Origin of the sequence: Sphingopyxis sp. A083, from assembly GCF_001468495.1 — a bacterium.
GTDB classification, from domain to species: domain Bacteria; phylum Pseudomonadota; class Alphaproteobacteria; order Sphingomonadales; family Sphingomonadaceae; genus Sphingopyxis; species Sphingopyxis terrae.
In genome coordinates this window covers 24194-50174 of sequence record NZ_LNSK01000009.1, presented here as the reverse complement: position 1 = coordinate 50174, position 25981 = coordinate 24194, and the positions used below count along the sequence as shown (strand labels likewise).

At 64.7% G+C, this 25981-nt stretch carries 28 protein-coding genes and 1 riboswitch; of the genes, 12 read left to right on the top strand and 16 right to left on the bottom strand.

What is annotated here, in order from left to right:
- Positions 1 to 53: 53 nt before the first annotated feature.
- Together ATE59_RS14190 and ATE59_RS17635 are read right to left on the bottom strand one after the other, a co-directional pair.
- Positions 54 to 566 carry a 2'-5' RNA ligase family protein gene (locus tag ATE59_RS14190; RefSeq protein WP_156416798.1) on the bottom strand — a complete coding sequence of 171 codons (513 nt, stop codon included), beginning with the start codon at positions 564 to 566 and terminating at the stop codon, positions 54 to 56.
- Between the two features lie 80 nt (positions 567 to 646).
- Entirely contained in the window at positions 647 to 2224 is a 1578-nt protein-coding gene (locus ATE59_RS17635; protein WP_082657439.1) for an anti-phage dCTP deaminase, read from the bottom strand.
- Positions 2225 to 2308: 84 nt separating this feature from the next.
- Here ATE59_RS17635 and ATE59_RS17880 point away from each other — a divergent pair, with 84 nt between their 5' ends.
- Positions 2309 to 2476 carry a hypothetical protein gene (locus tag ATE59_RS17880; RefSeq protein WP_156416797.1) on the top strand — a complete coding sequence of 56 codons (168 nt, stop codon included), beginning with the start codon at positions 2309 to 2311 and terminating at the stop codon, positions 2474 to 2476.
- Positions 2477 to 2559: 83 nt separating this feature from the next.
- On the opposite strand, the gene thiC is transcribed toward ATE59_RS17880, so the two are convergent.
- Positions 2560 to 4446, bottom strand: a complete 1887-nt coding sequence (thiC, locus tag ATE59_RS14175; protein WP_058812966.1) for a phosphomethylpyrimidine synthase ThiC — start codon at positions 4444 to 4446, stop codon at positions 2560 to 2562.
- Positions 4447 to 4473: 27 nt separating this feature from the next.
- Positions 4474 to 4911: a hypothetical protein gene (locus ATE59_RS14170; RefSeq protein WP_058812964.1), complete on the bottom strand. Its 438-nt coding sequence runs from the start codon at positions 4909 to 4911 to the stop codon at positions 4474 to 4476.
- 55 nt (positions 4912 to 4966) lie between these two features.
- A riboswitch (TPP riboswitch) is annotated at positions 4967 to 5078 on the bottom strand.
- 134 nt (positions 5079 to 5212) lie between these two features.
- Between ATE59_RS14170 and ATE59_RS14165 the strand changes: the two genes are divergently transcribed.
- From ATE59_RS14165 to ATE59_RS14135, 7 genes are all read left to right on the top strand, one after another.
- Complete coding sequence (locus tag ATE59_RS14165) at positions 5213 to 6151, top strand: DUF4189 domain-containing protein (RefSeq protein WP_058812963.1); 939 nt, start codon at positions 5213 to 5215, stop codon at positions 6149 to 6151.
- A 161-nt stretch (positions 6152 to 6312) separates the two neighbouring features.
- Positions 6313 to 6579, top strand: coding sequence for a hypothetical protein (locus tag ATE59_RS14160; RefSeq protein WP_058812962.1), 267 nt, complete (start codon positions 6313 to 6315; stop codon positions 6577 to 6579).
- A 122-nt stretch (positions 6580 to 6701) separates the two neighbouring features.
- Positions 6702 to 7934, top strand: coding sequence for a cytochrome P450 (locus ATE59_RS14155; protein WP_058812961.1), 1233 nt, complete (start codon positions 6702 to 6704; stop codon positions 7932 to 7934).
- A gap of 119 nt (positions 7935 to 8053) precedes the next feature.
- Positions 8054 to 8503 (top strand): hypothetical protein, encoded by a 450-nt coding sequence (locus ATE59_RS14150; protein WP_058812960.1) that lies wholly within the window; start codon positions 8054 to 8056, stop codon positions 8501 to 8503.
- 3 nt (positions 8504 to 8506) lie between these two features.
- Positions 8507 to 8806, top strand: coding sequence for a transcriptional regulator (locus tag ATE59_RS14145; RefSeq protein WP_058812959.1), 300 nt, complete (start codon positions 8507 to 8509; stop codon positions 8804 to 8806).
- A 75-nt stretch (positions 8807 to 8881) separates the two neighbouring features.
- Positions 8882 to 10351 carry a hypothetical protein gene (locus ATE59_RS14140; RefSeq protein ID WP_058812958.1) on the top strand — a complete coding sequence of 490 codons (1470 nt, stop codon included), beginning with the start codon at positions 8882 to 8884 and terminating at the stop codon, positions 10349 to 10351.
- 10 nt (positions 10352 to 10361) lie between these two features.
- Positions 10362 to 10628: a hypothetical protein gene (locus ATE59_RS14135; protein ID WP_156416796.1), complete on the top strand. Its 267-nt coding sequence runs from the start codon at positions 10362 to 10364 to the stop codon at positions 10626 to 10628.
- 18 nt (positions 10629 to 10646) lie between these two features.
- On the opposite strand, the gene ATE59_RS14130 is transcribed toward ATE59_RS14135, so the two are convergent.
- The 5 genes from ATE59_RS14130 to ATE59_RS14110 form a co-directional block, all read right to left on the bottom strand.
- Positions 10647 to 12164, bottom strand: a complete 1518-nt coding sequence (locus ATE59_RS14130; RefSeq protein ID WP_058812956.1) for a flavin-containing monooxygenase — start codon at positions 12162 to 12164, stop codon at positions 10647 to 10649.
- Between the two features lie 110 nt (positions 12165 to 12274).
- A complete protein-coding gene (locus ATE59_RS14125; RefSeq protein ID WP_003040993.1) occupies positions 12275 to 12730 on the bottom strand; it encodes a DMT family transporter in 456 nt (151 codons plus the stop codon).
- Positions 12727 to 12948, bottom strand: coding sequence for a tautomerase family protein (locus ATE59_RS14120; protein ID WP_058812955.1), 222 nt, complete (start codon positions 12946 to 12948; stop codon positions 12727 to 12729). Before ATE59_RS14120 ends, ATE59_RS14125 begins: the two co-directional genes overlap by 4 nt.
- 20 nt (positions 12949 to 12968) lie before the next feature.
- Positions 12969 to 13376 (bottom strand): VOC family protein, encoded by a 408-nt coding sequence (locus ATE59_RS14115; protein WP_058812954.1) that lies wholly within the window; start codon positions 13374 to 13376, stop codon positions 12969 to 12971.
- Complete coding sequence (locus tag ATE59_RS14110; protein WP_058812953.1) at positions 13373 to 14005, bottom strand: pyridoxamine 5'-phosphate oxidase family protein; 633 nt, start codon at positions 14003 to 14005, stop codon at positions 13373 to 13375. The genes ATE59_RS14115 and ATE59_RS14110 overlap by 4 nt, the downstream gene beginning before the upstream one ends.
- Positions 14006 to 14154: 149 nt before the next feature.
- On the opposite strand from ATE59_RS14110, the gene ATE59_RS14105 reads away from it, so the two are divergent.
- The 4 genes from ATE59_RS14105 (at position 14155) to ATE59_RS14090 (ending at position 17802) form a co-directional block, all read left to right on the top strand.
- A complete protein-coding gene (locus ATE59_RS14105) occupies positions 14155 to 15045 on the top strand; it encodes a LysR family transcriptional regulator (protein WP_058812952.1) in 891 nt (296 codons plus the stop codon).
- 63 nt (positions 15046 to 15108) lie between these two features.
- Positions 15109 to 15336 (top strand): hypothetical protein, encoded by a 228-nt coding sequence (locus ATE59_RS14100; RefSeq protein WP_058812951.1) that lies wholly within the window; start codon positions 15109 to 15111, stop codon positions 15334 to 15336.
- A gap of 46 nt (positions 15337 to 15382) precedes the next feature.
- Positions 15383 to 17311 carry a 1-deoxy-D-xylulose-5-phosphate synthase gene (gene dxs / locus ATE59_RS14095; protein ID WP_058812950.1) on the top strand — a complete coding sequence of 643 codons (1929 nt, stop codon included), beginning with the start codon at positions 15383 to 15385 and terminating at the stop codon, positions 17309 to 17311.
- Positions 17308 to 17802, top strand: coding sequence for a hypothetical protein (locus ATE59_RS14090; RefSeq protein ID WP_156416795.1), 495 nt, complete (start codon positions 17308 to 17310; stop codon positions 17800 to 17802). Before dxs ends, ATE59_RS14090 begins: the two co-directional genes overlap by 4 nt.
- Before the next feature lie 230 nt (positions 17803 to 18032).
- Here ATE59_RS14090 and ATE59_RS14085 read toward each other — a convergent pair whose 3' ends face one another.
- The 7 genes from ATE59_RS14085 to ATE59_RS14055 all read right to left on the bottom strand — a co-directional run bounded on the left by ATE59_RS14085 (position 18033) and on the right by ATE59_RS14055 (position 25975).
- Positions 18033 to 18452 (bottom strand): DUF3035 domain-containing protein, encoded by a 420-nt coding sequence (locus tag ATE59_RS14085; RefSeq protein ID WP_003040968.1) that lies wholly within the window; start codon positions 18450 to 18452, stop codon positions 18033 to 18035.
- 27 nt (positions 18453 to 18479) lie between these two features.
- A complete protein-coding gene (gene lspA / locus ATE59_RS14080; protein ID WP_003040966.1) occupies positions 18480 to 19004 on the bottom strand; it encodes a signal peptidase II in 525 nt (174 codons plus the stop codon).
- A complete protein-coding gene (ileS, locus tag ATE59_RS14075) occupies positions 19001 to 21976 on the bottom strand; it encodes an isoleucine--tRNA ligase (protein WP_058812948.1) in 2976 nt (991 codons plus the stop codon). Before ileS ends, lspA begins: the two co-directional genes overlap by 4 nt.
- Positions 21977 to 22115: 139 nt before the next feature.
- The gene (locus ATE59_RS14070; protein WP_058812947.1) at positions 22116 to 23045 is read right to left on the bottom strand and encodes a bifunctional riboflavin kinase/FAD synthetase; all 930 of its coding nucleotides are present in this window, start codon (positions 23043 to 23045) and stop codon (positions 22116 to 22118) included.
- Positions 23046 to 23185: 140 nt separating this feature from the next.
- Positions 23186 to 24370, bottom strand: a complete 1185-nt coding sequence (locus tag ATE59_RS14065) for a dipeptidase (RefSeq protein ID WP_058812946.1) — start codon at positions 24368 to 24370, stop codon at positions 23186 to 23188.
- 37 nt (positions 24371 to 24407) lie between these two features.
- The gene (locus tag ATE59_RS14060) at positions 24408 to 24905 is read right to left on the bottom strand and encodes a dihydrofolate reductase (RefSeq protein ID WP_003040947.1); all 498 of its coding nucleotides are present in this window, start codon (positions 24903 to 24905) and stop codon (positions 24408 to 24410) included.
- Positions 24902 to 25975: a 5-(carboxyamino)imidazole ribonucleotide synthase gene (locus tag ATE59_RS14055; protein WP_082657436.1), complete on the bottom strand. Its 1074-nt coding sequence runs from the start codon at positions 25973 to 25975 to the stop codon at positions 24902 to 24904. Before ATE59_RS14055 ends, ATE59_RS14060 begins: the two co-directional genes overlap by 4 nt.
- Positions 25976 to 25981 lie beyond the last annotated feature (6 nt).

The window sequence follows — 25981 nt, the reverse complement described above, 5'->3', positions numbered from 1 at the left end:
CCGCCATCGATGCGCGACAGGGCGGATTTTCGAAAGTGGATGGACGCAACCGCTCAGCCCGCATCCCCACGCAGCCGCCAGCGGCCATGTTCGACATGCGTGGTCTTGCCGACGATGCTTTCGGTCAGGATGATCTCGTCCACCGTCCAGCCGATCGGCGGGATCTTCTGGGCGCCCAGCCGGTCGCCGCGATAGTTGATCGTGATATGCGGTTCGGGAGTGGTGCCGTCCATGATCGGCGCCTTTGCGAGGAGCAGATGGTCGACCAGCGCCTTCTGGAACGCCCGCGCCCCGGCCAGGGCCCCACGCGTCCGCAGCGTCACCGCCTTGCGGTTCTCGATCCGGTCGAAGGCGAGCGGGAAGGGCGCCGCGGCGAAGCCGTCCAGCGCGGCGATGGTCGCGGGCAGCCATTCGGGCGGCGCATAATGCAAGTCGTAGAGCGAGATGAGCGTGACATGGAGAAGTTCGGGGCCGCGTGAAGGATCGTTGCGCGGCAGCGCGACGATCGCCGCCTGCACCTCCGGCGGCGGCTTGGCCATGACGTAGAGGGGGTTCCGGGCGCGCATGGGTGGGAGTGTAGCATGGTGTGGGGGCGACTGGCAGGCGGTAGCACATCGCTTGTGCGAGACACTGCACGTACATCATTTTATAATAGAGATGGCTGAAAACTGCCGCCAAGCTTGCTAATTTCGAGAAATTCATTGTCGAGATAGGCTGGCGCTGCGACATCAACAAGCGGACGAGGCTCGCCTCTGTACCAAGTTATGGCTTTTCCAGCAGATTTACGGGAGCGTTTTTCAAATATGTCACGGTATCTATATGGAGATATTCCGAGAAATGGGACAAATGCTACACGGGTCTCGCTTGTCTTTTCTATCTCAATTTCATTCTTATGAAGCTGCTTTGCTCTGCTCTTGGGATAAGGCTCCATGAAAATGACCTGTCTTATGCCTGAGGCTAAAATGTGCTTCGTGCAATTATGGCACGGGAAAGTAGTACAAAAAAGTATAGATCCTTTTACAGATTTACCTAGCCTCGCTGCATCACATATAGATAACATTTCGGCATGAACTACTCGACCATATTCTGTAAGGTCATTTAAAAATGAATTTTGAAGGCACCCATGGTGAGCATTGTTGTTTCGTTCGCCACGTCCAAGCAGAGAGTCGACAAAATCGTCTGAAGAAGCAAGCTTGGGATTTTGAACCAATAGCCCTGCTTTGCTTAGGCGCTCTAGGAGGTCGCGCATAACCTCCTTTTTCATATGGTCGTTAGGATCATATCCTAGTTGTACATCTCGATAGTCGGGTTCTTCTCCGTCCCAATAAGTTCCACCGAAAGCCTTGGGGACTTCATTGCACCCCTGCGTGATAAGCTCACCATCTGCAGAAAAAATAGCGGCCCCAACTTGACGGGAAAGGTCTGTCGAACGAAGGGATGCACCCTTCGCGGCATACATCCCGTATTCTATCTTGCTAGGTCCGATGTCCACACGGCCAAAGAAAGCTTGGAAAAATCTTTCGAGGCCAGATTTCATTCTGTCCTTATTGATCCCGTCGACAAAGACATCTGCCAGATGGAATGTGTCACGCAGGTGCTGGCCGTGCGCGCTATCTCCTTCGTCGTAATCTCTAATTATTATCTCTTCGACCTTTTGCGCGATAACCGGCTCTGGCGTTGAAATAGGGAGGCTGTTTCGGATGCTTTCCCTTATCCTTTCCCTACGATGCTCTTCCGACCCATAGGCCGATACCAAAACAAACTGCTTCCCATATATGCGTCGCAGCAAAGCTACCTCACTAGGTCTTTTCAACTGACGGATAATATACGCAGTTTCGGGCAAAACGGCTTGGTGTCCTTCGAACAAAGCCTCGTCGCTCATCTCCTCTTCGTCGCTGTCCGGTAAATGTGTGTCACGGATTACGGAAATGGCCTGTATCGCTATGCGCATCAATCTCGCTGGATCAGCTGCATCGGCGCACAGTTTGTTTGCATAGTCCATTTTGAACATCATCGAGCTGAAATAGTCGGTGCCAGCCGAGACGACGCCAGCGGCGGGGTAATGTTTCATCTCGTCAGTTACACGGATGGTGAACGATCCGTATCCGACATCTTGTAATGCGCGATCGATCTCATCGGCGATGGTGTTCACATCGATGCCAATCGGACCTGCGATGCCGACAATCAATTCTGGGTGTGTGATAGCCTTCGGTTCATCGCTCATCGTGCCCATCCCCTCAATTCGCTATAGCGCTGCTACAACCAATGTGCGAAACATACTTCATAATCAGCAAAGGGAGCGAAGGTCATGAACGAAAATACTCGTAAGACACAAAGCTACGAACAAAAGCTGGTTTTGGGCGCAGAACGTATGGCGCGTCGCATGGGGGGGCAATTCAAACCCGATCAAAGATGGAGCGATGTCGTTAAGGCATCAACCTCCACACGATCAATGCATCAGGGTGACAAGATATAACACCGTAAAGGTTGTTTTTCTGGCGACGATAAACGTCCGAATTGGCGCGAGGCTCCCAGCCTCGCGCCAATAGGTCGCACGATTCAATCGTGCTCGCGCCCACCAGCCCCCATATACAGCTCGCGCCCGGTTTCCTCATAAACCTCGCTCATTTTCGCCATGCCCTTTTCGGCCTCTTCGGCGGCGATGAAGCCGGCGCTGTCCTGATTTTGCAGCTTCGCGAACTCGCGCACTTCCTGGCTGATCTTCATCGAGCAGAATTTCGGCCCGCACATGCTGCAGAAATGCGCCGACTTGGCGCCCTCGGCGGGGAGCGTCTGGTCGTGGTACTGCTCGGCGGTGTCGGGGTCGAGCGACAGGTTGAACTGGTCGCGCCAGCGGAATTCGAAGCGCGCTTTCGATAGCGCGTCGTCGCGGACCTTGGCGGCGGGGTGGCCCTTGGCAAGGTCGGCGGCGTGGGCGGCGAGCTTGTAGGTGACGACGCCGACCTTCACATCGTCGCGGTCAGGCAGGCCGAGATGCTCCTTGGGCGTGACGTAGCAAAGCATCGCGGTGCCGTACCAGCCGATCATCGCGGCGCCGATGCCGCTGGTGATATGGTCGTAGCCCGGCGCGATGTCGGTGGTGAGCGGCCCGAGCGTGTAGAAGGGCGCCTCGCCGCACGCTTCGAGCTGCTTGTCCATATTCTCCTTGATCTTGTGCATGGGCACGTGCCCCGGCCCCTCGATCATCACCTGCACATCCTGATCCCAGGCGCGCTTGGTGAGCTCGCCCAGCGTGTAGAGCTCGGCGAACTGCGCCTCGTCGTTCGCGTCGGCGATGCTGCCGGGGCGGAGGCCGTCGCCCAAGGAATAGGCGATGTCATAGGCCTTCATGATCTCGGTAATCTCGTCGAAGCGTTCGTAGAGGAAGCTCTCGCGGTGATGCGCGAGGCACCATTTCGCCATGATGCTGCCGCCGCGGCTGACGATGCCGGTGACGCGCTTCGCGGCGAGCGGGACGTAGGGCAGGCGGACGCCGGCGTGGATGGTGAAGTAGTCGACGCCCTGCTCGGCCTGTTCGATCAGCGTGTCGCGGAAGATTTCCCACGTCAGCTCCTCGGCGATGCCGCCGACTTTCTCGAGCGCCTGATAGATGGGGACGGTGCCGATCGGGACGGGGGAGTTGCGGATGATCCATTCGCGCGTGTCGTGGATGTTGCGCCCGGTCGACAGGTCCATGACGGTGTCGGCGCCCCAGCGGATCGACCAGACCATCTTGTCGACCTCGCTCGCGACGTCGGATGCGACCGCGCTGTTGCCGATATTGGCGTTGATCTTGACCAGGAAATTGCGGCCGATCGCCATCGGCTCGCTTTCGGGGTGGTTGATGTTGTTGGGGATGATCGCGCGGCCGCGCGCAACCTCGTCGCGGACGAATTCGGGGGTGACATAATCGGGGATGCTGGCGCCCCAGTCCTGCCCGTCGCGGATATATTCGCTCAGGCGTTCGCGGCCGAGATTTTCGCGGGTGGCGACATATTCCATCTCGGGCGTGATGATGCCGCGGCGGGCGTAGTGCATCTGGCTGACGTTATGGCCGGGTTTGGCGCGCAGCACCTGCTTCTTGACGTTGGGGAAGGCGGGGACGCCGCCCGACCGGTCGGGGCCGAGCTGACCGTTATCCTCGGGCCGCACCTCGCGCTGGGTCACTTCCTCGACATCGCCGCGGGCGCGGATCCACGCGGCGCGCAGTTCGGGAAGACCCTGCGCGATGTCGATGTTCGCATTGGGGTCGGTGTAGGGGCCCGACGTGTCGTAGACGCGGACGCTGGGCTCGCCCGAATGCGGGTCGAGGTCGATCTCGCGCATCGCGACGCGGATGCCGCTGCCGGTGGGGCCGGCGATGTGCACCTTGCGGCTGCCCCGAATAGGTCCGGTGGTGACGCCGATGCGGTCGGCGGCTTCAATGCGGGAATCGATGTCGGCCATGGGGTTCAGCTTTCCTTGGGGTGGGGTTCAGACAAGACGGAGGAGGCCCGCGGCGGTGAAGCCGAGGCCGAGGAGGAGCGCGAGGATGGCGAGCGGGCGCGTGCGTGTCCCCAGCTTGCGCATCCAGAAACGGACGTAGAGATCGGCAAAGGCGGTGACCGCCAGCGCCTCGATCACCGCGAGACCGCCGAGGATGGTGAGGACGAGCGCGAGCGGATCGCCCGCAGGCCAGCCGTCGGGGCCGCGATTGGCGAGGTAGAGCAGGGTGCCGAAGATGATCTCGAACAGCCCGGTGAGCATCTGGAGCGCGGGCGAGCCTTCGATCTCCTCGATCATCCGGTGCCACTGGCCGGGGCGGCGCAGCTCGTCGATCGCGGCCGCGAGCAGGAACAGGCCGAGGATCAGCGCCGACCAGGCGGGCGCCTGCGCGGTATAAGAGGCGGCGGGGATGGCAGCATCGGGCATGGCACGCTCTCCTTCCTTCCTGACGGACGGGAAGGGGGGGCAAGCGGTCCGGTGACGATCCAGCGCGCGCCCTCCCTCCGCCCGTATTACCGGGATCAGGTTCGACGGGTCGCGGTCTATTCCGCTCTCAACCTGCGATTGCGCGGCAGGCTCCCCGGGGACGCGGCCACCATAGGCGCGCGCGGCGCGGCTGTCCATCGCGGTATCCGATGTACCGGTACCCGGCCCTTGCTGTCGCTTCCCCCGATGGACTCTAGACTGGCCGTTCCGGCTGACGCCCATCCTGAAAGCGAGGTTCGCCATGCATCCCGTCAATCCGCCGCGCCGATGGTGGCCCCTGTTCGCCGTGCTGATCGCATGGGCCGCGCTGTCTGCTGCCCCGTCGGCGCGCGCGCAGGCCTATCCTTGCCCCGGGCCGGGGCCCGGCGAACGGATGGTCGGCATGACGCCCGGCGGCGACGGTATCGCCCCGGTCCCCTTGTGCGTGCGCGACGATGACGGAGGCTATGACGACGAACCTGCAGCACCGCAGGCCCCCGTCCGCGACTATGCCGCGGTCGCCTGGCATCCCGACGCGGCCGATGTCTGGTTCGAGGGCGGTTACAGCGATGCCGGGGCCGCCGAGCGTGAGGCGCGGGCCGCATGCAATGCCGTGATGGGCGGCGGCTGCACCACGACGGGCGAATGGTGGAATTCGTCGATGGTGATCATCCGCGACCGCGTCGGCTATTTCTACAACGCGTGGCTGGACAAGGACCGCTCAGAACGGGACAAGGTGCTCGCGGATTGCAGCGCGCAGCAGCTGCTGCCGTGCGAAATCTATATGACCTTCAATTCGTCGCGGCGACAATATCGTCCGGGCGCCGAGGCGCGCAAGATTTACGGCGCCGGGGCATGGGTGCAAGGCAATGAGGGCTATGACGGCAAGCTTTACCTTGCGACCGGCTATCGCGACAGCAAGGTCGCGGTCGACACGGCGGTCAAGGCGTGTAGCGATGCCAACCCCGGCCGCACATGCGAGATGGTCGCGCTGTCGGGCAACGGGATTATCCAGACCTTCCGCTACAACGGCAATTTCGACAATGCGACGGTCGAAATGACGCCGCGCCGCGCCAGGGAGGCCGCGAAGCATTTGTGCGCCCAGCTGAAGGCGTCCAGCTGTGTGCTCCAAGCGGCATTCGACAGCCGCACGCCGGGCGTTTTCGTCCACGAGTTCGCAGCGGCTTCGACCGGAAAATAGACGCCGCAGAACAGACGCGGCGTTGCGGCGAAGTCCGTCGCTCCCGGCTCGCCGATGCTGCCCTCCCGTCCGCATTGCGCCTTTGTAATGTTGCGGACGCAGGGGCGCCATGATGGGCGTGCCATCTTCGCCTTCCCATCGGGATGAAAGGAAGGCCTGTCATGTTGAGGATCAAACTCGCCACGCTTGGCGCCGCCGCGCTGCTCGCGCTGTCGGGAACGGCGGCGGTCGCGCAGGATGCGACCCCCTATTGCTCGAAGACGGTGACCGACAATTGCATGCAGCGCGAAGGCCATGCAGTTGCCGCCAGGCATCATGCGGCGCGCAAGCATCAGGCAGCGCGCAAGCACGCCGCCGCCCGGCGCCACGCTGCGGCGCATCGCAGGATGGCCGCAAAGACTGCACCGGCACCCGCGCCCAAGAAGTGAAGCCGCGCCATGCGTCGCCGCGGGTCGCGCGGCGCATGGCCTTTTTCCCCGCACGTCGCGGCTTGCGGCGCGGCCCGGCCCCGCTACACTCGCCCGCAAAGCAACGATAGCGGGAGTGCGATATGGCGTCGGTGATGGACGAAGCGCGGGCGATCACGCCGGTCGATGTCAGCGACATCGCGCTCTATGTCGAGGATCGCTGGCGCGAGCCTTTTGCGCGGCTGCGCGCCGAGATGCCGGTGAGCTGGTGTCCCGACAGCCCCTATGGCGGCTATTGGTCGGTCGCGACGCACGCGCTGGTGCAGGCGGTCGAACTTGATCCGGCAACATTTTCCTCGTCGTGGGAAAATGGCAATATCGTCATCGCCGATCCGCCCCCCGAATCGAACCTGCCCAATTTCATCGCCGCCGATCCGCCGGTTCACACCGCGCAGCGCAAGGTGATCGCCCCGGCCTTCAACCCGAGCCAGATGGCGGAGCGCGAAAAGACGGTGAAGCAGCGGACGCGCGAGCTGTTCGACGCGCTACCGGTCGGCGAGACGTTCGACTGGGTCGAAAACGTGTCGGTGCCGCTGACGATCGGGATGCTGTGCATATTGTTCGATTTTCCGTGGGAGGAACGCCACGACCTCAAACGATGGTCCGACTATGGCGGCAATGTTTCGCCCGAGACGGCAAGCGAGGAATATCGCGCGCAATGGATGGCCGAAATGGGCGCGATGCTGGCGCGCTTCGACCGCGAGCTCGAAGCGCGCAAGGCGCTGCCGCCGAGCGACGACCTGTTGTCGCGCATGGTCCACAGCGAGGCGATGGGCAGCCTGAACCCGATGGAGCGGCTCGCCAACATCGCGCTGCTGATCGTCGGGGGCAATGACACGACGCGCAATTCGATGAGCGGGCTGGTCGAGGCGCTGCACCGTTTTCCCGGCGAGCTCGATCGGCTGCGCGCCGACCCCGCGCTGATCCCCAATGCGGCGCAGGAGATCATCCGCTGGCAATCGCCGGTCACGCACATGCGGCGGACCTGCATGGCCGACACCGAACTGGGCGGACAGACGATCCGTCGGGGTGAAAAGGTGATCCTCTGGTATATTTCGGCGAACCGCGACGAGAGTGTGTTTCCGCAAGCCGACCTTTTCGACGTGGCCCGCGACAATGCGCGGCGCCATGTCGCCTTCGGTCACGGCATCCACCGCTGCGTGGGCGCGCGGCTGGCCGAAATCCAGCTTTGTACGCTGATCGAGGAAATCGTGGCGCGTGGCATCCGCATCGAACCCCAAGGCGCGCCCGAGCGGCTGGCGAGCCCCTTCCTCCACGGGTTTGTCCATATGCCGGTGCGGATCGTCGCCGACTGACTTTCCAGACTGGAAAATTGTCACTTGCCGAATCGGAAAGTCGGAAATATTGCTTTCCGAAATGGAAAGTGATGCGGGGGCACCCTTCGTTTCCGCATCAGACCCGAGGAGCAAGAGACATGAACCCGATCGAAGCCCGCGCCGCGCTCGACAGCATCGATGACGTCCAGCGCGACCTGGCACTGAAGGCGACCTATTGCCCGCCGTGGCGCCACGCGGCGTTCGGCGCGGTCATGGCGCTGCTCGTGCTGGGTCAGGGTTTCGGCATCGCGATCATGGCGCCGCTGTTCGCGGTCGCGATGCTGTCGGTGGTGCTGCTCGTCGCCGACGACCGGCGGCGTTATGGCCTGTTCGTCAACGGCTATCGCAAGGGCCGGACCTTGCCGGTTACGCTGGCGCTGCTCGGCGCGATGCTGGCGGCGATGTTCGGCGAAATCCACGCCCGCGAAGCCGGACTGACGCTGGGCACGAAGCTGGGCATTGCCGCCATCGCCTTTGGCGTCGCCGTCGCCGCGAGCGTCGCCTGGAGCCGCATCTATCGCCGCGAGCTGCTGAAGGGCACCGCCTGAGCCATGGACGGGATCGACATGGCGCTGCATGCGCCGGCGCGGCTGCAGATCGCCGCGCTACTCGCCAAGGTCAGCGAGATGGAGTTCGCCAAGCTTCGTGAACTGGTTCAGGTCAGCGATTCGGTGCTGTCCAAGCATCTCGCCGCGCTGGTCCACGAAGGCTATGTCGATTTGCGCAAGGCGCCGCTCGGGGGACGCCAGCGGACATGGGCTTCGCTGACCCGCGCCGGGCGCCGCGCGCTCGATGCGCATGTCGCCGCGCTGCGCGCCATCGTCGCCCATCTTCCCGTCGCTGCCGAATAAGGCTAGGGGCGTCGCGGCTTTCCGGTCGGGGTGCGGGGGCCGGCCTTGCCCATTGCCCCGCCGGATGATCTGAGCATGAAGGCATATATGGTGCCCGATAGCGGCATCGCCGCGGGGACGGTGTCGCGGCGTGACTGGACGGCGTTGCTGGCGCTGGCGCTCGTACTGCGGCTGGTCGCGGCGTGGCAGGAAAGCGTGCTGCACCCCGACGAGGTCTTCCAATATCTCGAAGGCGCGTTCCGCTTGCTCCACGGCTATTCGGTCGTGACCTGGGAGTATCGCGACGGGATGCGCGGCGATCTTTATCCCGCCTTGCTCGCGCTGCCGATGCGGCTCGGCGAATGGATCGCCCCCGACGGCAGCCTGACCATCTGGTTGCCGCGGATGGTGATGGCGATATTGTCGCTGGGCATCGTCGCCGCGGCGGGGGCGATCGGCGCGCGCGTGTCGCGGCTGCATTTCTGGGCCGCCGGACTGATCGCCGCATGCTGGCCCGACCTCGTCGCCTTTGCGCCGCATCCGCTGACCGAACAGATGGCGGCCTTGCTCGCGGCACCAGCGATCGCGCTGCTCGGGCTTCCGGGGCGCTGCGCACGACAGCTGACGATCATCGGCGCTGCCGTGGGCCTGGCGGTCGTGTTTCGGCCGCATGTCGCGCCCGCGCTGGCGCTGGGTCTGCTCGTGCATGTCTGGCGGGCCGGGCCGCGCAGTCTCTGGCCGCTTGTCGCCGGGGGTTTGGTCGGGCTGGCGATCGGCGCGGTCAGCGATGTTGCGGGGGGGCATTGGCCGTTCGAATGGTTGGTGCACAATGTCGATCGCAACATCGTCGATAATGTGTCGGCGCGTTACGGCGTGTCGGGACCATTCCAATATGCGGTCGATCTTCTGGCGCTGTGGGGCCTGTGGACCGCTCCAATCCTCGTGCTGGCGACGCTCGGCGCGCGGCGCTATCCGCTGCTCGCGGTGGTCGCGATCGCCAATATCCTGGTCCACTCGGCGATCGGCCACAAGGAATATCGGTTTATCATCCTATCGGTGACGGCGATCATATTGCTCGCGGGTATCGGTACCGGCGATGCGATCGCTGCGCTGCGCGCGCAGCGGGGGCGACAGGGGTGGCGGGTGACGCTGGTGCTGGGCGCGGGCTGGCTTGCCGCCGCGACCTATGTCGCGCCCGCGCTGTATCATTTGGGGGGGCGGGTCGTGACCCCTTTCAGCGCCGCGGCCTCCGACCGGCTGCGCGCAAAGCCGGGACTGTGCGGCATGGCGGTGGTCGGCAATCGCGTTTTCCGCGTCTATGGCTACGCGCGGCTGCAGCGGCGGGTGCCGATCTTCGTTCAGGCGCCGGGCGATCCGCGCGTCGACCCCGCCCAGTTCAACGCCGCGCTGGTCTGGAAAGGACATGCGGACGCCCTGACCCCCGATTTTCGCGCGACGACCTGTTCTGCCGATGGCAGTCAATGTGTGTACGAGCGGCCGGGCGGTTGCAGCGCCGCGACCTCACGGGCAGAGATCAATCGCTATCTTGCCGATCGCGGGATGTAGGAGGATGCCGATGCGACCCGATCTGGACGATCCCGAGGCACGTGCTGCCTATCGCCGCGAACTGCTCGGCGTCGGGCGCGGGATGCGGCGCGTCGGCTTTGCCGCAAGCTTGCTGGCGCTCGCGCTGTTGATGGGACCGCGGATGGGCGGTCCGTGGATGATGGGCCCGCTGCCGACGCAATATTGGGGCTGGGCGGCGCTGCTGCTCAGCTGGACGCTGTTCGTCGTCGTGATCGTGCGGCGCACCCGCCACCACAAGCGGCGGATGGCCGAATAGCCATCCGCCGGATCGCGATCAGGCGTAGCGGAATTCGTCGCTGCGCAGGTCGATGAGCGGGAACGCGTCCTTTTCGGCCCAGTAATCCTGATTGTGCCGCCATTCGGGCTTGTCGCCGCGCCGCGGCATCGCGTCGAGCCCGCGCATCAGATAGCCGGGATTGAAATTGTCCGATTCGATCCACGGCAGGATCGCCATCCCCTCGTCCTGCGGGCGCAGCACGACCTCGACCTTCTTTGCGCCAATGTCGTCCATGTGGTTGAGCAGATTGCAGACGAAATCGCCCATCATGTCGACGCGCAGCGTCCAGCTCGCGCGGAAATAACCCATAACCCACGCCATGTTGGGAACCCCGGTCATCATCATGCCGCGGTAGGTGACGGTATCGGCCCAATCGACGGGCTTGCCGTCGACCTCGAACGGGATGCCGCCCATGACCGAGAGGTTGAAGCCCGTTGCGGCGACGATGATATCGGCCTCGATCTCGGTTCCGTCGGCGGTGCGGACGCCCGTTTCGGTGAAGTGGTCGATCGTGTCGGTGACGACGGTCAGCTTGCCCGCCGTCGCGGCGCGGAAGATGTCGCCTTCGGGGCAGAAGGCGAGCCGCTGCTGCCACGGGCGGTATTTCGGGGTGAAATGCGGCTCAAACGCAAAGTTGGGATCGCCCGAAAAGGCGCGGATCAGCTCTTTCAGCTCTTCGAACACCTGATCGGGTTCGGTCTGGCAGCGGCGCGTCATCAGATCCTGATCGTGCATGATTTGCGCGCGCACGACGCGGTGGACGGTGGGCTCGTCGATCCCGACCTCGCGCAGCCGGTCGGCAAGTTCGTTCTTGTTCTCCGAGCAGAAGAAATAGGTCGGCGAGCGCTGAAGCATCGTCACATGCGCCGCCTTTTCGGCGAAGGCGGGGACGATCGTCGCGGCGGTCGCGCCCGATCCGATGACTAGGATACGCTTGCCCGCATAGTCGGTCGCGGGATCCCAGAGCTGGGCGTGGACGAACTGGCCCTTGTAGTCCGAAAGGCCCGGCCAATCGGGGATATAGGGCTTTTCATGGTCGTAATAGCCCTGGCACATCCACAGGAAATTGGCGGTGAAGACGACGGCGGCGCCATCGGCCTTGCGCACCGCCTCGACCGTCCAGCGGTTCGTCTCGCTCGACCAGCGGCAGGCGGTGATGCGGTGGCCGTAATGGATATGGTCGCCGATGCCGTTTTCCTCGATCACCTCGCCCATATATTTCAGGATTTCATCGGCGCTGGCGATCGGCGCACCGACCCAGGGTTTGAAGCGGTAGCCGAAGGTGTAGAGATCCGAATCGGAGCGGACGCCGGGATATTTGTGCGTTTCCCAGGTGCCGCCGAACGTGTCCTTCATCTCGAGGATCGCATAGCTTTTGCCTGGGCATTGATGCTGGAGATGATAGGCCGAACCGATGCCCGAAATCCCCGCGCCGACGATCAGCACGTCGACATGGTTGGCATCCTTGGCAGTGGTGGCTTCGCGCGCCGCGGCGGGCGCCGTCGTGGTCGTCATGGCTTGTCCGCTCCCATTTTCTCTAGTTAGGGTGATTACCCTATACTATCGAGCATGAGTCGCGCCAGTCCGCTTTGATGTGGATCAAAAGCGCCCGTGCCGACGTGCGGTCAGCCGGTGCGGCGCGCCAGCCAGACCCCCGCGACCATCAGCGCGATCCCGGCGAGCCGCGCGGTGTCGACCGGAAAGCGCTGGGCGCCGAACAAGCCGAAATGATCGATGATCGCGGCGCTCGTCAGCTGTCCCACCAGCACGAAAAAGATCGCATTGCCGACCCCGAAGCGCGGCGCGATGAAGGTCACGGAGATCACGTAGAAAGCGACGAACAGCCCGCCGAAATAGAAATGAAAGGGAATGTCGGCGGAAAAGCGGATGTCGCCGAGCGCGCCGGTCGCAACCGCGCCGGTCAGCGCGACGAGCAGCGCCAGCCCGAACAGAATCACCGATGCCGCCATCGGGCTGCCGAGCCGCCCGCCGAGCCCGCCGTTGAGCGCGGCGAGGATCGGGATGCCGACGCCGGTGAGGAACATGATCGAGGCAAAGGTGGGGGCGTTGCCGCTGGTCATCGCTGTGTCTCCTGTTGCGCCTGCGCGGCGCGAAATTCGGCGACGGGAAGCCCGCCGATACCCCAATTGTCCATATCGACCTCGTCGATCGTCACAACGGTCGTCGCCGGATTCTTGCCCAGCACGCGCTGGAGCAGGTCGGTGACGCCGGCGATCAGCTCGCGCTTCGCCTCGGCGGACGCGCCTTCGCGGGTGATGCGGATATGGACATAGGGCATCGGCGGCTCCGTCGGTGGGATCAGAAAGGGGTGGCGAATTCGATACGGAGGCCGCCGGGCATGAAGCAAACGAAATGATGCGGCTGGGCGCCCTCGGCGATCGGCTGCGGCGGAAATTCGATACGGACGCCCGGATGCGCCTCCACGCGGGCGAACACTTGTCCCAGCGCCGCGTGATCGGCGACGCCCAGTGCCAGATGATGCAGGCCGATATTCTTGCGCCGGTCGAAATGCGTCGCAGTGGCGGGATCCTCGACCCGCCAGAGCGTCAGCAGCGTGGTGCCGTCCGACACGAAGATCGCGGGGTAGGAGGGGCGTTCGCCGACGACCACGAAGCCCAGCGCTTCGGTGAAGAAATCGCGGGCAGCCTCGAGGTCGGGAACGGCGAGGCCGATATGGTGCGCGCCGGTCGTCAATTTGTTGGTCATTGGTCTTCCTTCCTGGATTGGGCCGCGCGCAGGGCGGCAAGCTCGGCGCGCAGCTGGTTGAGTTCGGCAGCCATCGGTCGGACGGCGGCGGAGATTTCGGTTTCGGTGAAGCGCGGCGTTATGTGCTGGGGGCAATTCCAGTCGAAACCCGCCACATCGATCACGAAGCCGCGCTCGGGGGTTGCGCGGTAGCCGTCGGGCATCAGCGAGGTGACGAGCGCCGGATCTTCGGCGATGTCGACGATCCGCCCCTCGCCGATCAGCTTGAGCCGGCGGCGATTGGGATAGTCCATCAGGAACAGCGACACGCGCGGATTTCCGGCGAGATTGGCGGTGCTGATATATTGGCGGTTGCCGGTAAAATCGGCGAAGCCGAGGCGATTGCCGCCGAGCGGGCGCAGAAAGCCGGGCGGGCCGCCGCGGTGCTGGATATAGGGCCAGCCCTCTGCGGTGATGCTGCCCAGATAGAAGCTGTCGCGGTCGGCAATGAAGTCGAGTTCGCGGGCGGTCAGCATGTCGCTGCCGTCACTGTCGGCCTCCATCCGTGCGTAGCTGGCGCGCGATCCGTGCTGGGCCTGCAGGCGCCGCGCCGCGTCGGTGAACAAAGTGCGGAGATAATGTTGCGCCATGCAGGTGACCTTCGGGCAAGAGGGCGCGAGCGGGGCGCCGGGATCGGGGGTTGGGGCCTCCCTCGCTCGCAAACCCTATCTATCGTGTTGCCGCAGACGCGATAATCAGCGATTGATGGACATCTCTATTTCAAAATGTGGAATAATCGATGGATCGGCTGCTAACTCTCGAGATGTTCGTGGCGGTGGCGAGCGAAGGCGGATTCGCTGCCGCCGCGCGCAAGATCGGCAGTTCGCCGCCCGCGGTGACGCGGGGCATTGCTGCGCTCGAGGCGCGGCTCGGCACGAGCCTCTTCCACCGCTCGACCCGCGCGGTCGCGCTGACCGACGAGGGCGCGGTCTTTCTGGGGCAGGCGCGGCGTATCCTGGCCGATCTTGCGGGGGCCGAGCGGGCGCTGCGCGGCGGCGAGGCCGAACCGCGCGGCCAACTCTATCTGACCGCGCCGGTGATGTTCGGGCGGCTGCATGTCCTGCCCGTGGTCGGCGACCTGCTCGCCCGGCACGATGCGCTGGCGGTGCGGATGATGCTGGTCGACCGCAATGTCCGCATCGTCGAGGAGGGCATCGACATCGCGCTGCGTATCGGGCCGCTTGCCGATTCGAGCCTGAAGGCGGTCCGCATCGGCACGGTGCGGCAGATGCTGGTCGCGAGCCCCGGCTATCTGGCGCGGCGGGGCGCGCCCGCGACGATCGACGCGCTCGCCGACCATGATCTGATCATCTCGACCGGACCGCGCGCGGCGGGCGAGTGGAATTTTGCCGAGCGTCGCTGGCGGGTCGAGCCGCGCCCGCGGCTGGTGGTGAACACCGTCGATGCGGCGATGGCGGCCGCCGAAGCGGGGATCGGTATCGCGAATCTGCTGAGCTATCAGGTGATGGACGGCGTCGATGCCGGACGCCTGATCGCGCTGCTCAACGCCGAACAGCCGCCGCCCTTGCCCGTCCATCTGGTTTTCGAACAGTCGCGCGCCGGCCTGCCCGCGGTCCGCTTGCTGATAGAGGCGATGCGGCGCCGGATGCGCGCGGCGGGGCTGGGGTGACGCGGGCGCGGCGGTCCGCTAGAGCATGGCGATGACCGATCGTCCCTGTCCGAATGCGCGCCGATGAGCCGCGCCGCGCGCCTGGCCGGCTATGCGTTGATGGCGGCGGCGGTGCTGCTGGCGCTTGCGATGCGGCGCGGGCTGATCGAGAGCCTGGGGCCGTTTCCGGTCGCGGCGGTGGCGCTGCTAATCGGGATGATCGGCGTAATGCTGGTGTTCACCGACCTGATGGTGCGCGGGCTTTATGCGCAGATCGGTGCGGCCAAGCGAGCCGAGGACGAGGGCGAATAGCGCCTTTTCGTTCGACACTATCGGCGCTTACCATTATGACGGGCCGATGACCGACCGTCCGCATACGCCGCTGCTCGACACGGTGGATGTCCCCGCCGACCTCCGCAAGCTCAAGCCCGAACAGCTTCGCCAGTTCGCCGACGAACTGCGCGCCGAAACCATTTCCGCCGTGGGAACCACGGGCGGCCATCTGGGATCGGGGCTGGGCGTCGTCGAACTGACCACCGCGCTGCATTATGTCTTCGACACGCCGCGCGACAAGATCGTGTGGGACGTCGGCCACCAATGCTATCCGCACAAGATCATCACCGGCCGCCGCGACCGGATCCGCACGCTGCGCCAGGGTGGCGGGCTGTCGGGCTTCACCAAGCGCAGCGAGAGCGAATATGACCCGTTCGGCGCCGCCCATTCGTCGACCTCGATCAGCGCCGCGCTGGGCTTTGCCGTCGCGAACAAGCTGAAGAACCAACCCGGCCGCGCGATCGCGGTGATCGGCGACGGGTCGATGTCGGCGGGCATGGCCTATGAGGCGATGAACAATGCCAAGCAGGCGGGCAATCGCCTGATCGTCATCCTGAACGACAATGACATGTCGATTGCGCCGCCGGTCGGGGGCCTGTCGGCCTATCTGGCGCGGCTGGTGTCGTCGCGGCCCTTCGTCGAGCTGCGCGAGATCGCGCGGCGCTTCGCCCGCAAGCTGCCCCAGCCGCTGCACAAGGCGGCGAGGAAGACCGACGAGTTCGCGCGCGGCATGGCGATGGGCGGAACGCTGTTCGAGGAACTGGGCTTTTATTATGTCGGGCCGATCGACGGCCATAATCTCGACCATCTGATCCCGGTGCTCGAGAATGTCCGCGACAGCGACCATGGCCCGGTGCTGATCCACGCGGTGACGATGAAGGGCAAGGGCTATGCCCCCGCCGAGGCGGCGGCCGACAAATATCATGGCGTCCAGAAATTTGACGTCATCACCGGCGAACAGGCGAAGGCGCCGCCGGGCCCGCCCGCGTACCAGAATGTGTTCGGCGAAACGCTGGCCAAGCTCGCCGACAGCGATCCGCGCATCGTCGCGATCACCGCGGCGATGCCGTCGGGCACCGGGGTCGACAAATTCGCCAAGGCGCATCCCGACCGGAGTTTCGACGTCGGCATCGCCGAGCAGCATGCGGTGACGTTCGCGGCGGGGCTCGCGGCGCAGGGGATGCGGCCGTTCGCGGCGATTTACTCGACCTTCCTCCAGCGCGCCTATGATCAGGTCGTGCACGATGTCGCGATCCAGAATCTGCCGGTGCGCTTTGCGATCGACCGCGCCGGGCTGGTCGGCGCCGACGGATCGACCCATGCGGGATCGTTCGACGTCACCTATCTGGCGACGCTGCCGAACATGGTGGTGATGGCGGCCGCCGACGAAGCGGAGCTGGTCCACATGACCTATACCGCCGCCGAATATGACGACGGCCCGATCGCCTTTCGCTATCCGCGCGGCAATGGCACCGGCGTGCCGCTGCCCGACAAGCCCGAGAAGCTGGAGATCGGCAAGGGCCGCGTCGTGCGCGCCGGCAAGACGGTCGCGATCTTCTCGCTCGGCACGCGGCTCGCCGAGGCGCTGAAGGCCGCCGACACGTTGGAAGCGCGCGGCCTGTCGACGAGCGTGATCGACCTGCGTTTCGCCAAGCCGCTCGACGAGGAACTGATCCGCAAGACACTGGCGAGCCACGAGGTCTGCGTGACGATCGAGGAGGGCGCGATCGGCGGGCTGGGCGCGCATGTGCTGACGCTGGCGAGCGACGCGGGGCTGATCGACGCGGGGCTGAAGCTGCGCACGATGCGGCTGCCCGACCTGTTCCAGGACCAGGATTCGCCGCAGGCGCAATATGACGCCGCGGGGCTGAATGCGCCGCAGATCGTCGATTGCGTGCTGAAAGCGCTGCGTCACAATAGCGCGGGGGTCGAGGAAGCGGGCGCACGGGCTTGAGTGAATGGTTCATGGCCTTTTGGCGCAGCGTCAACGCGGAGTCAGTAGCGACATTATTGGCGGGGTTTGGCGCCATTATTTCCGCGACTTTGGTTGCGCGCCGCCAACAGAAGATCAAGGAACAAGAGCTTCGTCTGTCGTTGCTCAATGAACGCCGGTTGATCATCCGGGAATTCCGAGGGTATCAGGAGTCGACAGGTAGCGTCGGCGGTTTGGATGACGAGATCATCCGAAACTTTTTTGCAAAGGTGCAAGACGTTAAGCTCTATTTTGATCCAGTAACTGCAAAATCTGTAGAGGACGTTTTTGCCGAGGCTTGGAATCTTGTCGGGGCAACCGCATCGGCTCGAATATATCGTGATGAGGCAATGCACGACCAGGCTCGAGAAGAGTTGCGCAAACGGCAGGATGCCTTGTCGGTTCTCCTTGAAAAGTTTCCCGTTGCGATCCGGTTGATGGTCGAAAAGACACGGGTGCCTGATTCAATTTGACCCATGCTATGCATTGATGAATGTGCTCTGGCGCAAGAATAGAGCGCTTCCTGAATGTGCTGCCTTCTTCGTGTCTTTGTGTGAGATATTGAGGGCGCGCTGATCTTCTGTTTCGCACACAAAGACACGAAGAGGACGGCGCCTTGGGCCGTGGGAGCGCATGCGAGCGGGCGGTGGGTATGAAAAAGGGCGGCCGAGGCCGCCCGATTTCCTTTGCAGGATATGAAGCCTTATGCGCCGGGGATCGACGCGCTGGCTTCGCGGCCGTCGCCCTGCGGCGCGGCGATGATGTCGCGGGTGACGAGGCCCTTGTCGACGACCTGCGTATCGGGGCTGCCGACCTGGCTGCGGATACCGGGGTCGGCGCGCGCGCCGTCGGCGCTGCCGATGATCGCGTCTTCGGCCGGGCTGCGCGGCGATTCGCCGCCGAAGAGCGCGCGCAGCGTCTGTTCGGCGGTGGTTTCGTTGCCGGGGCGCGCCGCGCCGGGGGCGGGCGGGGTCAGCGAGAAATCGGGCGGCACGACGAGCGGCGCCTGCCGCGACACCGCCATTTCGTCGGGGCGCTGGCGGCTGAACAGGCTGTTCGATCCGCAGGCCGACAGCGTCATCGCGACGATCGAGGCGGCAAGGATGGCTTTGGTCCGGTTCACTTCAAATAGACTCCCTATGCGCCCCGTTTACTCTTTCGCCGCCTGATCGGCGGCCGCTGGGGTCTTTTCGCCGAAGAGCAGTGCGCGCGCAACCAGCAAAAGCACGCCGAGCGTGATGCAGGCGTCGGCGACGTTGAAAATCATGAAGGGGCGGAAGGCCCCGAAATGCAGATCGGCGAAATCGACGACATAGCCGAAACGCACGCGATCGATGATATTGCCGAGCGCGCCGCCGAGGATCATCGCGAGCGCGATGACGTCGCCCCGCGCCTTTTCGCGCGTCATCCATAGCGCGACCGCCGCCGCGACGATGGCGGTCACCGCGACGAGCGTCCAGCGCGTCGTATCGTTGCATTTGGCGAACATCGACAGCGAAATGCCGCAGTTTTCCGCCCAGGTCAGGTTGAAGACCGGCAGCAGCTCGATCTGCCCATAGGGCTGGGTTTCGAGCGACAGCGGCACGACGACCACCCATTTGACGAGCTGATCGAGACAGAAGGCGACCGCGGCGACGATCAGGCCGAAGCGCAGGTGGGGAGAACGCGTGCTCATTGCGCGTCCAATACCGTCTCGCACCGATTGCACAAGGCGCCGTCGGCGGTCACTTCGGGAAGGTGACGCCAGCAGCGGCCGCATTTGTGGTTTTCGGTGCGCTTCACGTCCCAATCGCCTTGATGAACGGTCGAGGTGATGAAGATTTCCTCATAATCGACGTCGCCGGCTTCGTTCGGGAGCCATACTTCGGCTTCAAGGCTGGAGCGGATGGTCTTTTCGCGGCGCAACGGTTCGATACGTTCGGTGACGAGCGCGCGGGTGCTGCGGATAGCAGACCATTTTTCGACCAGTTGTGTGTTCCCGCGAAGGCGGGAACCCAGTGTGGAGTCGGCCGATGCCAGTTCTGGATCCCCGCCTTCGCGGGGACACACGAGTTGATCGAGATCCGGCCACTCCAGCAAATGCACGCTGCCCGCTTCGGGATAGCGCGTGCCCCACACTTCTTCGCTGGTGAACACCAGCACCGGCGCGGCGTAGCGGACGAGGGCGTGGAACAGCACGTCGAGCACGCTGCGATAGGCGCGGCGGGTGTCGGTGCCGAGCGGCGCGGCGGGGCCGAGGTCGCAGTAGAGGACGTCCTTGCGGATGTCGAAATAGAAGGCCGACAGATCCTCGTTGCAGAAATCGGCGAGGAGGCGCGTGTAGGCATTATAGTCAAAATCATCGACGGCCTGCGCCAGCTTCGCGTCGAGGTCGGCGAGCAGCGAGAGCATATAGCGTTCGAGCTCGGGCATCGCCGCGACATCGGTGATGCGTTCTTCGTCGCTGAACCCGTCGAGCGCGCCGAGCAGGTAGCGGAAGGTGTTCCTGAGCTTGCGATACTGGTCGGCGACGCCGGCGAGGATTTCCTTGCCGATGCGGTGATCCTCGGTGAAGTCGACGCTCAGCGCCCAGAGGCGCAGAATGTCGGCGCCATAGTCGCGCATCAGGTCGATGGGGCTGATGGTGTTGCCCAGCGACTTCGACATTTTGAAGCCCTTGGCATCCATCGTGAAGCCGTGCGTGAGGACAGCCTTATATGGTGCCTGGCCGCGGGTGCCGCAGCTTTCGAGCAAACTCGACTGGAACCAGCCGCGATGCTGGTCGCTGCCCTCCAGATAGAGGTCAGCGCTGTGCGTGCCGCCGTCGTGGCGGACGAGCGCGGGCCAGCGGCCGCTTTCGAGGACGAAGGCGTGGGTGCAGCCCGAATCGAACCACACGTCGAGAATGTCGGTGATGCGCTCGTAATCGGCGGCGTTGTAGCTATCGCCGAGATATTCCTGCGCGCGCGCGTCACTCCATGCGTCGACGCCGCCCTCGCGAACGGCTGCGACAATGCGGTCGTTGACGGCAGGGTCGTTCAGATATTGCCCGGTCTTGCGGTCGACGAACAGCGTGATCGGCACGCCCCACGCGCGCTGGCGGCTGAGCACCCAGTCGGGGCGCCCCTCGACCATCGACCCGATGCGGTTGCGGCCCTTGGGCGGCACGAAGCGCGTGCGCTCGATCGCGTGCATCGCGGCCTGCCGCAAGGTCGGCGCGTCGCAGAGGCCCTCCTCATGCGGGTTGATCGCGCCGCCTTCGCTCTCCCAGCGCTGCTCGCGCGGCGCCTTGGGCTCGATGTGCGTCATGACCTTGTCCATCGGCACGAACCATTGCGGGGTGCAGCGGAAGATGATCTTTGCCTTCGAGCGCCAGCTATGCGGATAGCTGTGCTTGTAATCGGCGCTGGCGGCGAGCAGCGCGCCGGCGTCGCGAAGGTCGGTACAGATCGGGCCGTCGGGCGCGTTGAACTTGGGGTTGATCACCGATCCCTGACCGCCGAGCCACGCCCAGTCCGCGCGGTACTTGCCGTCGCCCTCGACCGCGAAGACGGGATCGAGCCCGTTCGCCTTGCACAGATCGAAATCATCCTCGCCATGGTCGGGCGCCATATGGACGAGCCCGGTGCCGCTGTCGGTGGTGACGAAATCGCCCGCGAGGAAGGGGCGCGGACGCGCAAAGAAGCCGCCGAGCGCGTGCATCGGGTGGCGGGCGATGGTGCCGACGAGGTCGGAGCCTTTGTAGATCGTTACCTTAGTTTCGCCACTCGGAGGTGCGCCAGTGCCTCGTTCATTGGCTCCGGTGCGCAGCGACAGCCCGTAGCAGAGGTCCTCGGCGACCAGATATCTGCGGTCGCCGTAACGAACCAAAACATATTCAATGTCGGGTCCATAGGCGATCGCCTGATTGACAGGAATGGTCCAAGGCGTCGTTGTCCAGATGAGTGCGTATGCACCCACAAGTTCGGGAATCGGGCTCTCGACGATCTCGAACGCGACGTCGATCTGGGTCGAGACGATATCCTCATATTCGACCTCGGCCTCGGCGAGCGCGGTCTTTTCGACCGGCGACCACATCACCGGCTTGGCGCCGCGATAGAGCATGTCGTTCGCGGCAAACTTCAGCAGTTCGCGAACGATGGTGGCCTCGGCCTCATAATCCATCGTGAGGTACGGATGGTCCCAGTCGCCGCCGATGCCGAGGCGTTTCAGCTGCTCGCGCTGGGTGTCGACCCAATGCTGCGCATAGGCGCGGCATTCGGCGCGGAATTCCTCGACCGGAACCTCATCCTTGTTGAGCTTTTTCTTGCGATACTGCTCCTCGACCTTCCACTCGATCGGCAGCCCGTGGCAATCCCAGCCGGGCACATACGGCGCGTCCTTGCCCTTCAGCGTCTGGGTACGGACGACCATGTCCTTCAGGATATGGTTGAGCGCATGGCCGATATGCATGTCGCCATTCGCGTAAGGCGGTCCGTCGTGGAGGATGAACTGCTCGCGGCCCTTGCGGCTCTCGCGAATCTGTCCTTCCAGATTGCCCTCTAGCCATTTCGCCAGAATCAGCGGCTCCTTCTGCGGCAGGCCGGCCTTCATCGGGAAGTCGGTCTTGGGCAGGAAGACGGTGTCGCGGTAGTCGCGCTGTTCGGCGGCGGGCGTGCTCTCGGTCATGGTGCGGGCGCTTAGCGCAGATTCGCGTGGGAGCAAACAGTCGGATCACCCTCGATTCCGTTCGAATCGAGCGAAGTCGAGATGCCAATTGGCAGCGCCGGCCCGTGGGGTGTCTCGACTTCGCTCGACACGAACGGATTTAGAGGGGACTCAACAGCTTCCTCGCCTCGTCACAATCCGCTGCAATCTGCGCCATCAGCGCGTCCATCCCGTCATATTTCGCCTCGGGCCGGATGAAGGCACGGAATTCGACGTCGATTTCCTGACCGTAGAGGTCGCCGTCGAAATCGAAGAAATGCGGTTCGAGCAATTCCTTGGGCGGATCGAAGCTCGGCCGGATGCCGAGGTTCGCGGCGCCCTTCAGGGTGCGGCCATCGGGCAGGCGGCCGGTGACGGCGTAGATGCCGTAGCGCGGGCGCAAATAGGTGCCCATGTCGATGTTCGCGGTCGGAAAGCCGAGCAGGCGGCCGTTCTTGTCGCCATGCTGGACGGTTCCGCGCACCGTGAAGGGGCGGGTGAGCAGGCGCGCCGCGGTCGCGCAGTCGCCCGCGCGCAGCGCGTCGCGGATGCGGCTCGACGAGATCACCTCGGCGCTGTCGTCGACCGGCGCGACCATCTCGGTAAAGAAGCCGAGGCGGCGGGCATGATCCGCGAGGGTCACGACATCGCCGCCACGGCCCTTGCCGAAGACGAAATCGGCGCCGGTGACGACGCCCGCCGCGCCATAGCGTTCGAGCAGCAGTTCGGTGATGAAATCCTCCGCCGTCGTCGCGGCGAGCGCGGCGTCGAAGGGGAGGACGAGCATCGCGTCGGCGCCCGCCGCGCCGAACAATTGCTGCCGCTGGTCGAGCGTGGTCAGGCGGAAGGGCGGCACGTCGGGTTTGAAGAAGCGCACCGGATGCGGGTCGAAGGTCGCGACGATCGCCGGGCGCCCGTCGTCCTTGGCATGATGCACCGCGCGGCCGACCACCGCCTGGTGCCCGGCGTGAAAGCCGTCGAAATTGCCGAGCGCGATGACGCCGCCGCGCAGGGCCCCCTCAATACGTTCGTGGCCGTCGAGGCGGATCATGGCCGGCGGACTCCTCCACACGCCGTTTCCCCGAGCGAAGACGAGGGGCCATGCCGAGCGAAGTCGAGGCAGCGGTTCTCGCTGCGCTCGAACAAGCCCCTCGTCTTCGCTCGGGGAAACGGGAAGATCGGGCCTGCCACCTATTTCGTGCCCATGCCCAGCGGCACGATCCCCGCGCGGATGACGCGGAGCGCGTTGCCGCCCATCGCGGCGCGGATGTCGTCGTCGCTGAAACCCGCGTCGAGCAGCGCCTGCGTCACCTGAACCAGCTTCGATGTGTCGAAGCGGACCGTGGTGGCACCGTCATAATCGCTGCCGAGCGCGACATATTGGATGCCGACGAGGTCGCGGACATGCTTCATCGCCCTGGCGACGCTGGCGGGCGAGGTGTCGCACACCGCCGCGTCCCAATAGCCGATGCCGATGACGCCGCCGGTCGCAGCGACCCCGCGGATTTCGTCGTCGGTGAGGTTGCGGTTGACCTTGCACGTCGCCTGCACCCCGCCGTGGCTGGAGACGACAGGACGGCGCGCCATCTTGAGGATGTCGGCGACGCAGGCGTGGCTGCAATGCGCGATGTCGACGATCATCCCCTTTGCTTCCATCCGGCCGATCAGGTCGCGGCCGAGCGGGGTGAGGCCGCCCTTTTTCAGCCCGTGCATCGATCCGGCGAAGATATTGTCGAAGAAGTGGGTGATCCCCGCCATGCGGACGCCGGCGCCGTAGAGCTTGTCCAGATTGTCGATATTGCCGTCGAGATCGTGGAGCCCCTCGACGCTGAGCATCGCGCCGACGGGCGGCGGGGTTTTGGTGCGCCGCGCGGCGAGCAGCGTGTCGAGTTCGGCGGGGCTCGCGACCGCCATCAGCTTGCCGTCCGACGCCGCGGCAGCGCGGTGCAGCTTCGTCGCGTGCCAGAGCGAGCGTTCGAGTAGCGAGTTCCACGTTCGCACCGGCTGCAGCTGCGCGATCGCCAGCGGGGTGATATTGTCGCTGTCGTCGCCATTGGCGTCGTAATTCTGTCCCTTCGGCGATTTGGTGGTGCTGGAGAGGATCTGGAGCGCGACATTGCCCTCTTCGAGCCGCGGCAGGTCCATATGGCCGCGGGTCGCGCGGTTCAGGAAATTGCGCCCCCAAAGCAGGCTGTCGCTGTGCAGATCGACGATCGTCAGCGTCTTGTGCAGCGCGGCGGCGCGCGCGCTGACCGTCGGCAGCGGCTTGCCGTCGACCTTGTTGAGCCCGCGCTCGATCATGCCGGGGGCGAGGAGGAAGAAGGCGGCCGCCCCCACGACGAGCAGTGCTGCGATGCCGATCAGCCAGCGGCGCATGTCAATTCTCCCCCATTGTCCCGCTTTGCGCGTGCCATCATCCCGCTTTGCGCGTGAAGGTGACGAAGCTGTAGGCCGGGCGCCCCGCGTCGTCGGCCGGATGATCCTCGCGCGCCACGACCTGCCAGTCAGCGGGATCGGGGTAGGCGATGGTCGCATCGCCCGCGGGTTCGATCGCAACCTCGGTCAATTCGATCCGCGTCGCGAGCGGCAGGAACAGATCGTAGATTTCGGCGCCGCCGATCACCATCGCCTGCGGCGCATTGGCGAGGCGCAGCGCTTCCTCGACGCTGGCGACGGGTTCGGCGCCTTCCTCCTGCCAGCCCGCGTCGCGGGTGAGGACGATGTGGCGCCGCCCCTCCAGCACCGTGGGCAGACTGTCGAAGGTCTTGCGCCCCATGATCATCGGGCGGCCCATGGTAAGCTGTTTGAAGCGGCGCAGGTCGGCGGGCAGGTGCCAGGGAATCTTGCCGCCCGCACCGATCACGCCATTGGCGGCGCGTGCGAGGACCAGCGTGATATCCGGGCGGTTCATCGGGGAGAGGCTCCAACCCAAGTGACGTGGCCGAGCTTGCGCCCGTCGCGCACCTCGGTCTTGCCGTAGTGATGCACGTGCGCGGCGCCGTCGGCAAGCAGCGCCGGAATCTTTTCGATCTGCGCGCCGATCAGATTGTGCATCGTCACCGGCAGCAGCGGCACCGCCGTATCGCCGAGCGGCAGGCCCGCGACGGCGCGGATATGGTTTTCGAACTGGCTCGTCACCGCGCCCTCGATCGTCCAGTGGCCGCTGTTGTGAACGCGCGGCGCCATCTCGTTGAACACCGGCCCCGCGTCGGTGGCGAAGAATTCGCCGGTGAGCACCCCGACATAGTCGAGCGCATCGCCGATCGCCGCCATCATCGCGCGCGCCGCGGGTTGCTGATCGAGGACGATGGACGGCGGCGGCAGGCTGGAGACGGCGAGAATGCCGCCTTCGTGGACATTCGCCGAACTGTCCCAGAAGCGCGTTTCGCCGTCGATGCCGCGCACCATGATCACCGAAAATTCATGGTCGAAGGCGACGAAACCTTCGAGGATCGCGGGCTGCCCGCCGATCGCCTCCCACGCCGCATCGGCGTCGGCGGGCGCGGCGATCCGCGCCTGTCCCTTGCCGTCATAGCCCATGCGCACGGTCTTGAGGATCGCGGGGGTGCCGATGGCGGCGAGCGCGCTATCGAGCGCCGCGCGCGTCGGCACCGCGGCAAAAGGCGCGGTGCGACCGCCGAGATCGGCGACGAAGGATTTTTCGGTGAGCCGGTCCTGCGCGATTTCGAGCGGCTTGCCGCCCGGATGGACCGCGACATGGCCCGACAGGAAACGCACCGTGTCGACCGGGACATTTTCGAATTCGAAGGTCACGATGTCGCACGCGGCCGCGAAGCCCGCGAGGCGCGGTTCATCGTCCCACGCCGCTTGCGTGTGGTGTGCGGTGACTTCGGCCGCGACGCTTTCGGCGTCGGGGGCATAGACATGAACCTTGTAGCCGAGCTGCGCGGCGGCGACCGCGAGCATCCGGCCAAGCTGGCCGCCGCCCAGGATGCCGATCGTCGATCCGGGGGAAAGCAAAGCTGG

What these genes read in the sequence shown, in the direction of transcription:
- ATE59_RS14125 (WP_003040993.1), bottom strand. Translation starts at nt 12,730, where the DNA reads ATGACCAGCGGCAACGCCCCCACCTTTGCCTCGATCATGTTCCTCACC.
- ATE59_RS14065 (WP_058812946.1), bottom strand. Translation starts at nt 24,370, where the DNA reads ATGCGCCGCTGGCTGATCGGCATCGCAGCACTGCTCGTCGTGGGGGCG.
- ATE59_RS14155 (WP_058812961.1), top strand. Translation starts at nt 6,702, where the DNA reads ATGGCGTCGGTGATGGACGAAGCGCGGGCGATCACGCCGGTCGATGTC.
- ATE59_RS14145 (WP_058812959.1), top strand. Translation starts at nt 8,507, where the DNA reads ATGGACGGGATCGACATGGCGCTGCATGCGCCGGCGCGGCTGCAGATC.
- ATE59_RS17635 (WP_082657439.1), bottom strand. Translation starts at nt 2,224, where the DNA reads ATGAGCGATGAACCGAAGGCTATCACACACCCAGAATTGATTGTCGGC.
- ATE59_RS17880 (WP_156416797.1), top strand. Translation starts at nt 2,309, where the DNA reads ATGAACGAAAATACTCGTAAGACACAAAGCTACGAACAAAAGCTGGTT.
- ATE59_RS14115 (WP_058812954.1), bottom strand. Translation starts at nt 13,376, where the DNA reads ATGACCAACAAATTGACGACCGGCGCGCACCATATCGGCCTCGCCGTT.
- lspA (WP_003040966.1), bottom strand. Translation starts at nt 19,004, where the DNA reads ATGAGCACGCGTTCTCCCCACCTGCGCTTCGGCCTGATCGTCGCCGCG.
- ATE59_RS14130 (WP_058812956.1), bottom strand. Translation starts at nt 12,164, where the DNA reads ATGACGACCACGACGGCGCCCGCCGCGGCGCGCGAAGCCACCACTGCC.
- ATE59_RS14170 (WP_058812964.1), bottom strand. Translation starts at nt 4,911, where the DNA reads ATGCCCGATGCTGCCATCCCCGCCGCCTCTTATACCGCGCAGGCGCCC.
- ATE59_RS14190 (WP_156416798.1), bottom strand. Translation starts at nt 566, where the DNA reads ATGCGCGCCCGGAACCCCCTCTACGTCATGGCCAAGCCGCCGCCGGAG.
- ATE59_RS14140 (WP_058812958.1), top strand. Translation starts at nt 8,882, where the DNA reads ATGAAGGCATATATGGTGCCCGATAGCGGCATCGCCGCGGGGACGGTG.
- ATE59_RS14135 (WP_156416796.1), top strand. Translation starts at nt 10,362, where the DNA reads ATGCGACCCGATCTGGACGATCCCGAGGCACGTGCTGCCTATCGCCGC.
- ileS (WP_058812948.1), bottom strand. Translation starts at nt 21,976, where the DNA reads ATGACCGAGAGCACGCCCGCCGCCGAACAGCGCGACTACCGCGACACC.
- ATE59_RS14120 (WP_058812955.1), bottom strand. Translation starts at nt 12,948, where the DNA reads ATGCCCTATGTCCATATCCGCATCACCCGCGAAGGCGCGTCCGCCGAG.
- ATE59_RS14100 (WP_058812951.1), top strand. Translation starts at nt 15,109, where the DNA reads ATGAGCCGCGCCGCGCGCCTGGCCGGCTATGCGTTGATGGCGGCGGCG.
- thiC (WP_058812966.1), bottom strand. Translation starts at nt 4,446, where the DNA reads ATGGCCGACATCGATTCCCGCATTGAAGCCGCCGACCGCATCGGCGTC.
- ATE59_RS14060 (WP_003040947.1), bottom strand. Translation starts at nt 24,905, where the DNA reads ATGAACCGCCCGGATATCACGCTGGTCCTCGCACGCGCCGCCAATGGC.
- ATE59_RS14150 (WP_058812960.1), top strand. Translation starts at nt 8,054, where the DNA reads ATGAACCCGATCGAAGCCCGCGCCGCGCTCGACAGCATCGATGACGTC.
- ATE59_RS14160 (WP_058812962.1), top strand. Translation starts at nt 6,313, where the DNA reads ATGTTGAGGATCAAACTCGCCACGCTTGGCGCCGCCGCGCTGCTCGCG.
- ATE59_RS14110 (WP_058812953.1), bottom strand. Translation starts at nt 14,005, where the DNA reads ATGGCGCAACATTATCTCCGCACTTTGTTCACCGACGCGGCGCGGCGC.
- ATE59_RS14070 (WP_058812947.1), bottom strand. Translation starts at nt 23,045, where the DNA reads ATGATCCGCCTCGACGGCCACGAACGTATTGAGGGGGCCCTGCGCGGC.
- ATE59_RS14165 (WP_058812963.1), top strand. Translation starts at nt 5,213, where the DNA reads ATGCATCCCGTCAATCCGCCGCGCCGATGGTGGCCCCTGTTCGCCGTG.
- ATE59_RS14105 (WP_058812952.1), top strand. Translation starts at nt 14,155, where the DNA reads ATGGATCGGCTGCTAACTCTCGAGATGTTCGTGGCGGTGGCGAGCGAA.
- dxs (WP_058812950.1), top strand. Translation starts at nt 15,383, where the DNA reads ATGACCGACCGTCCGCATACGCCGCTGCTCGACACGGTGGATGTCCCC.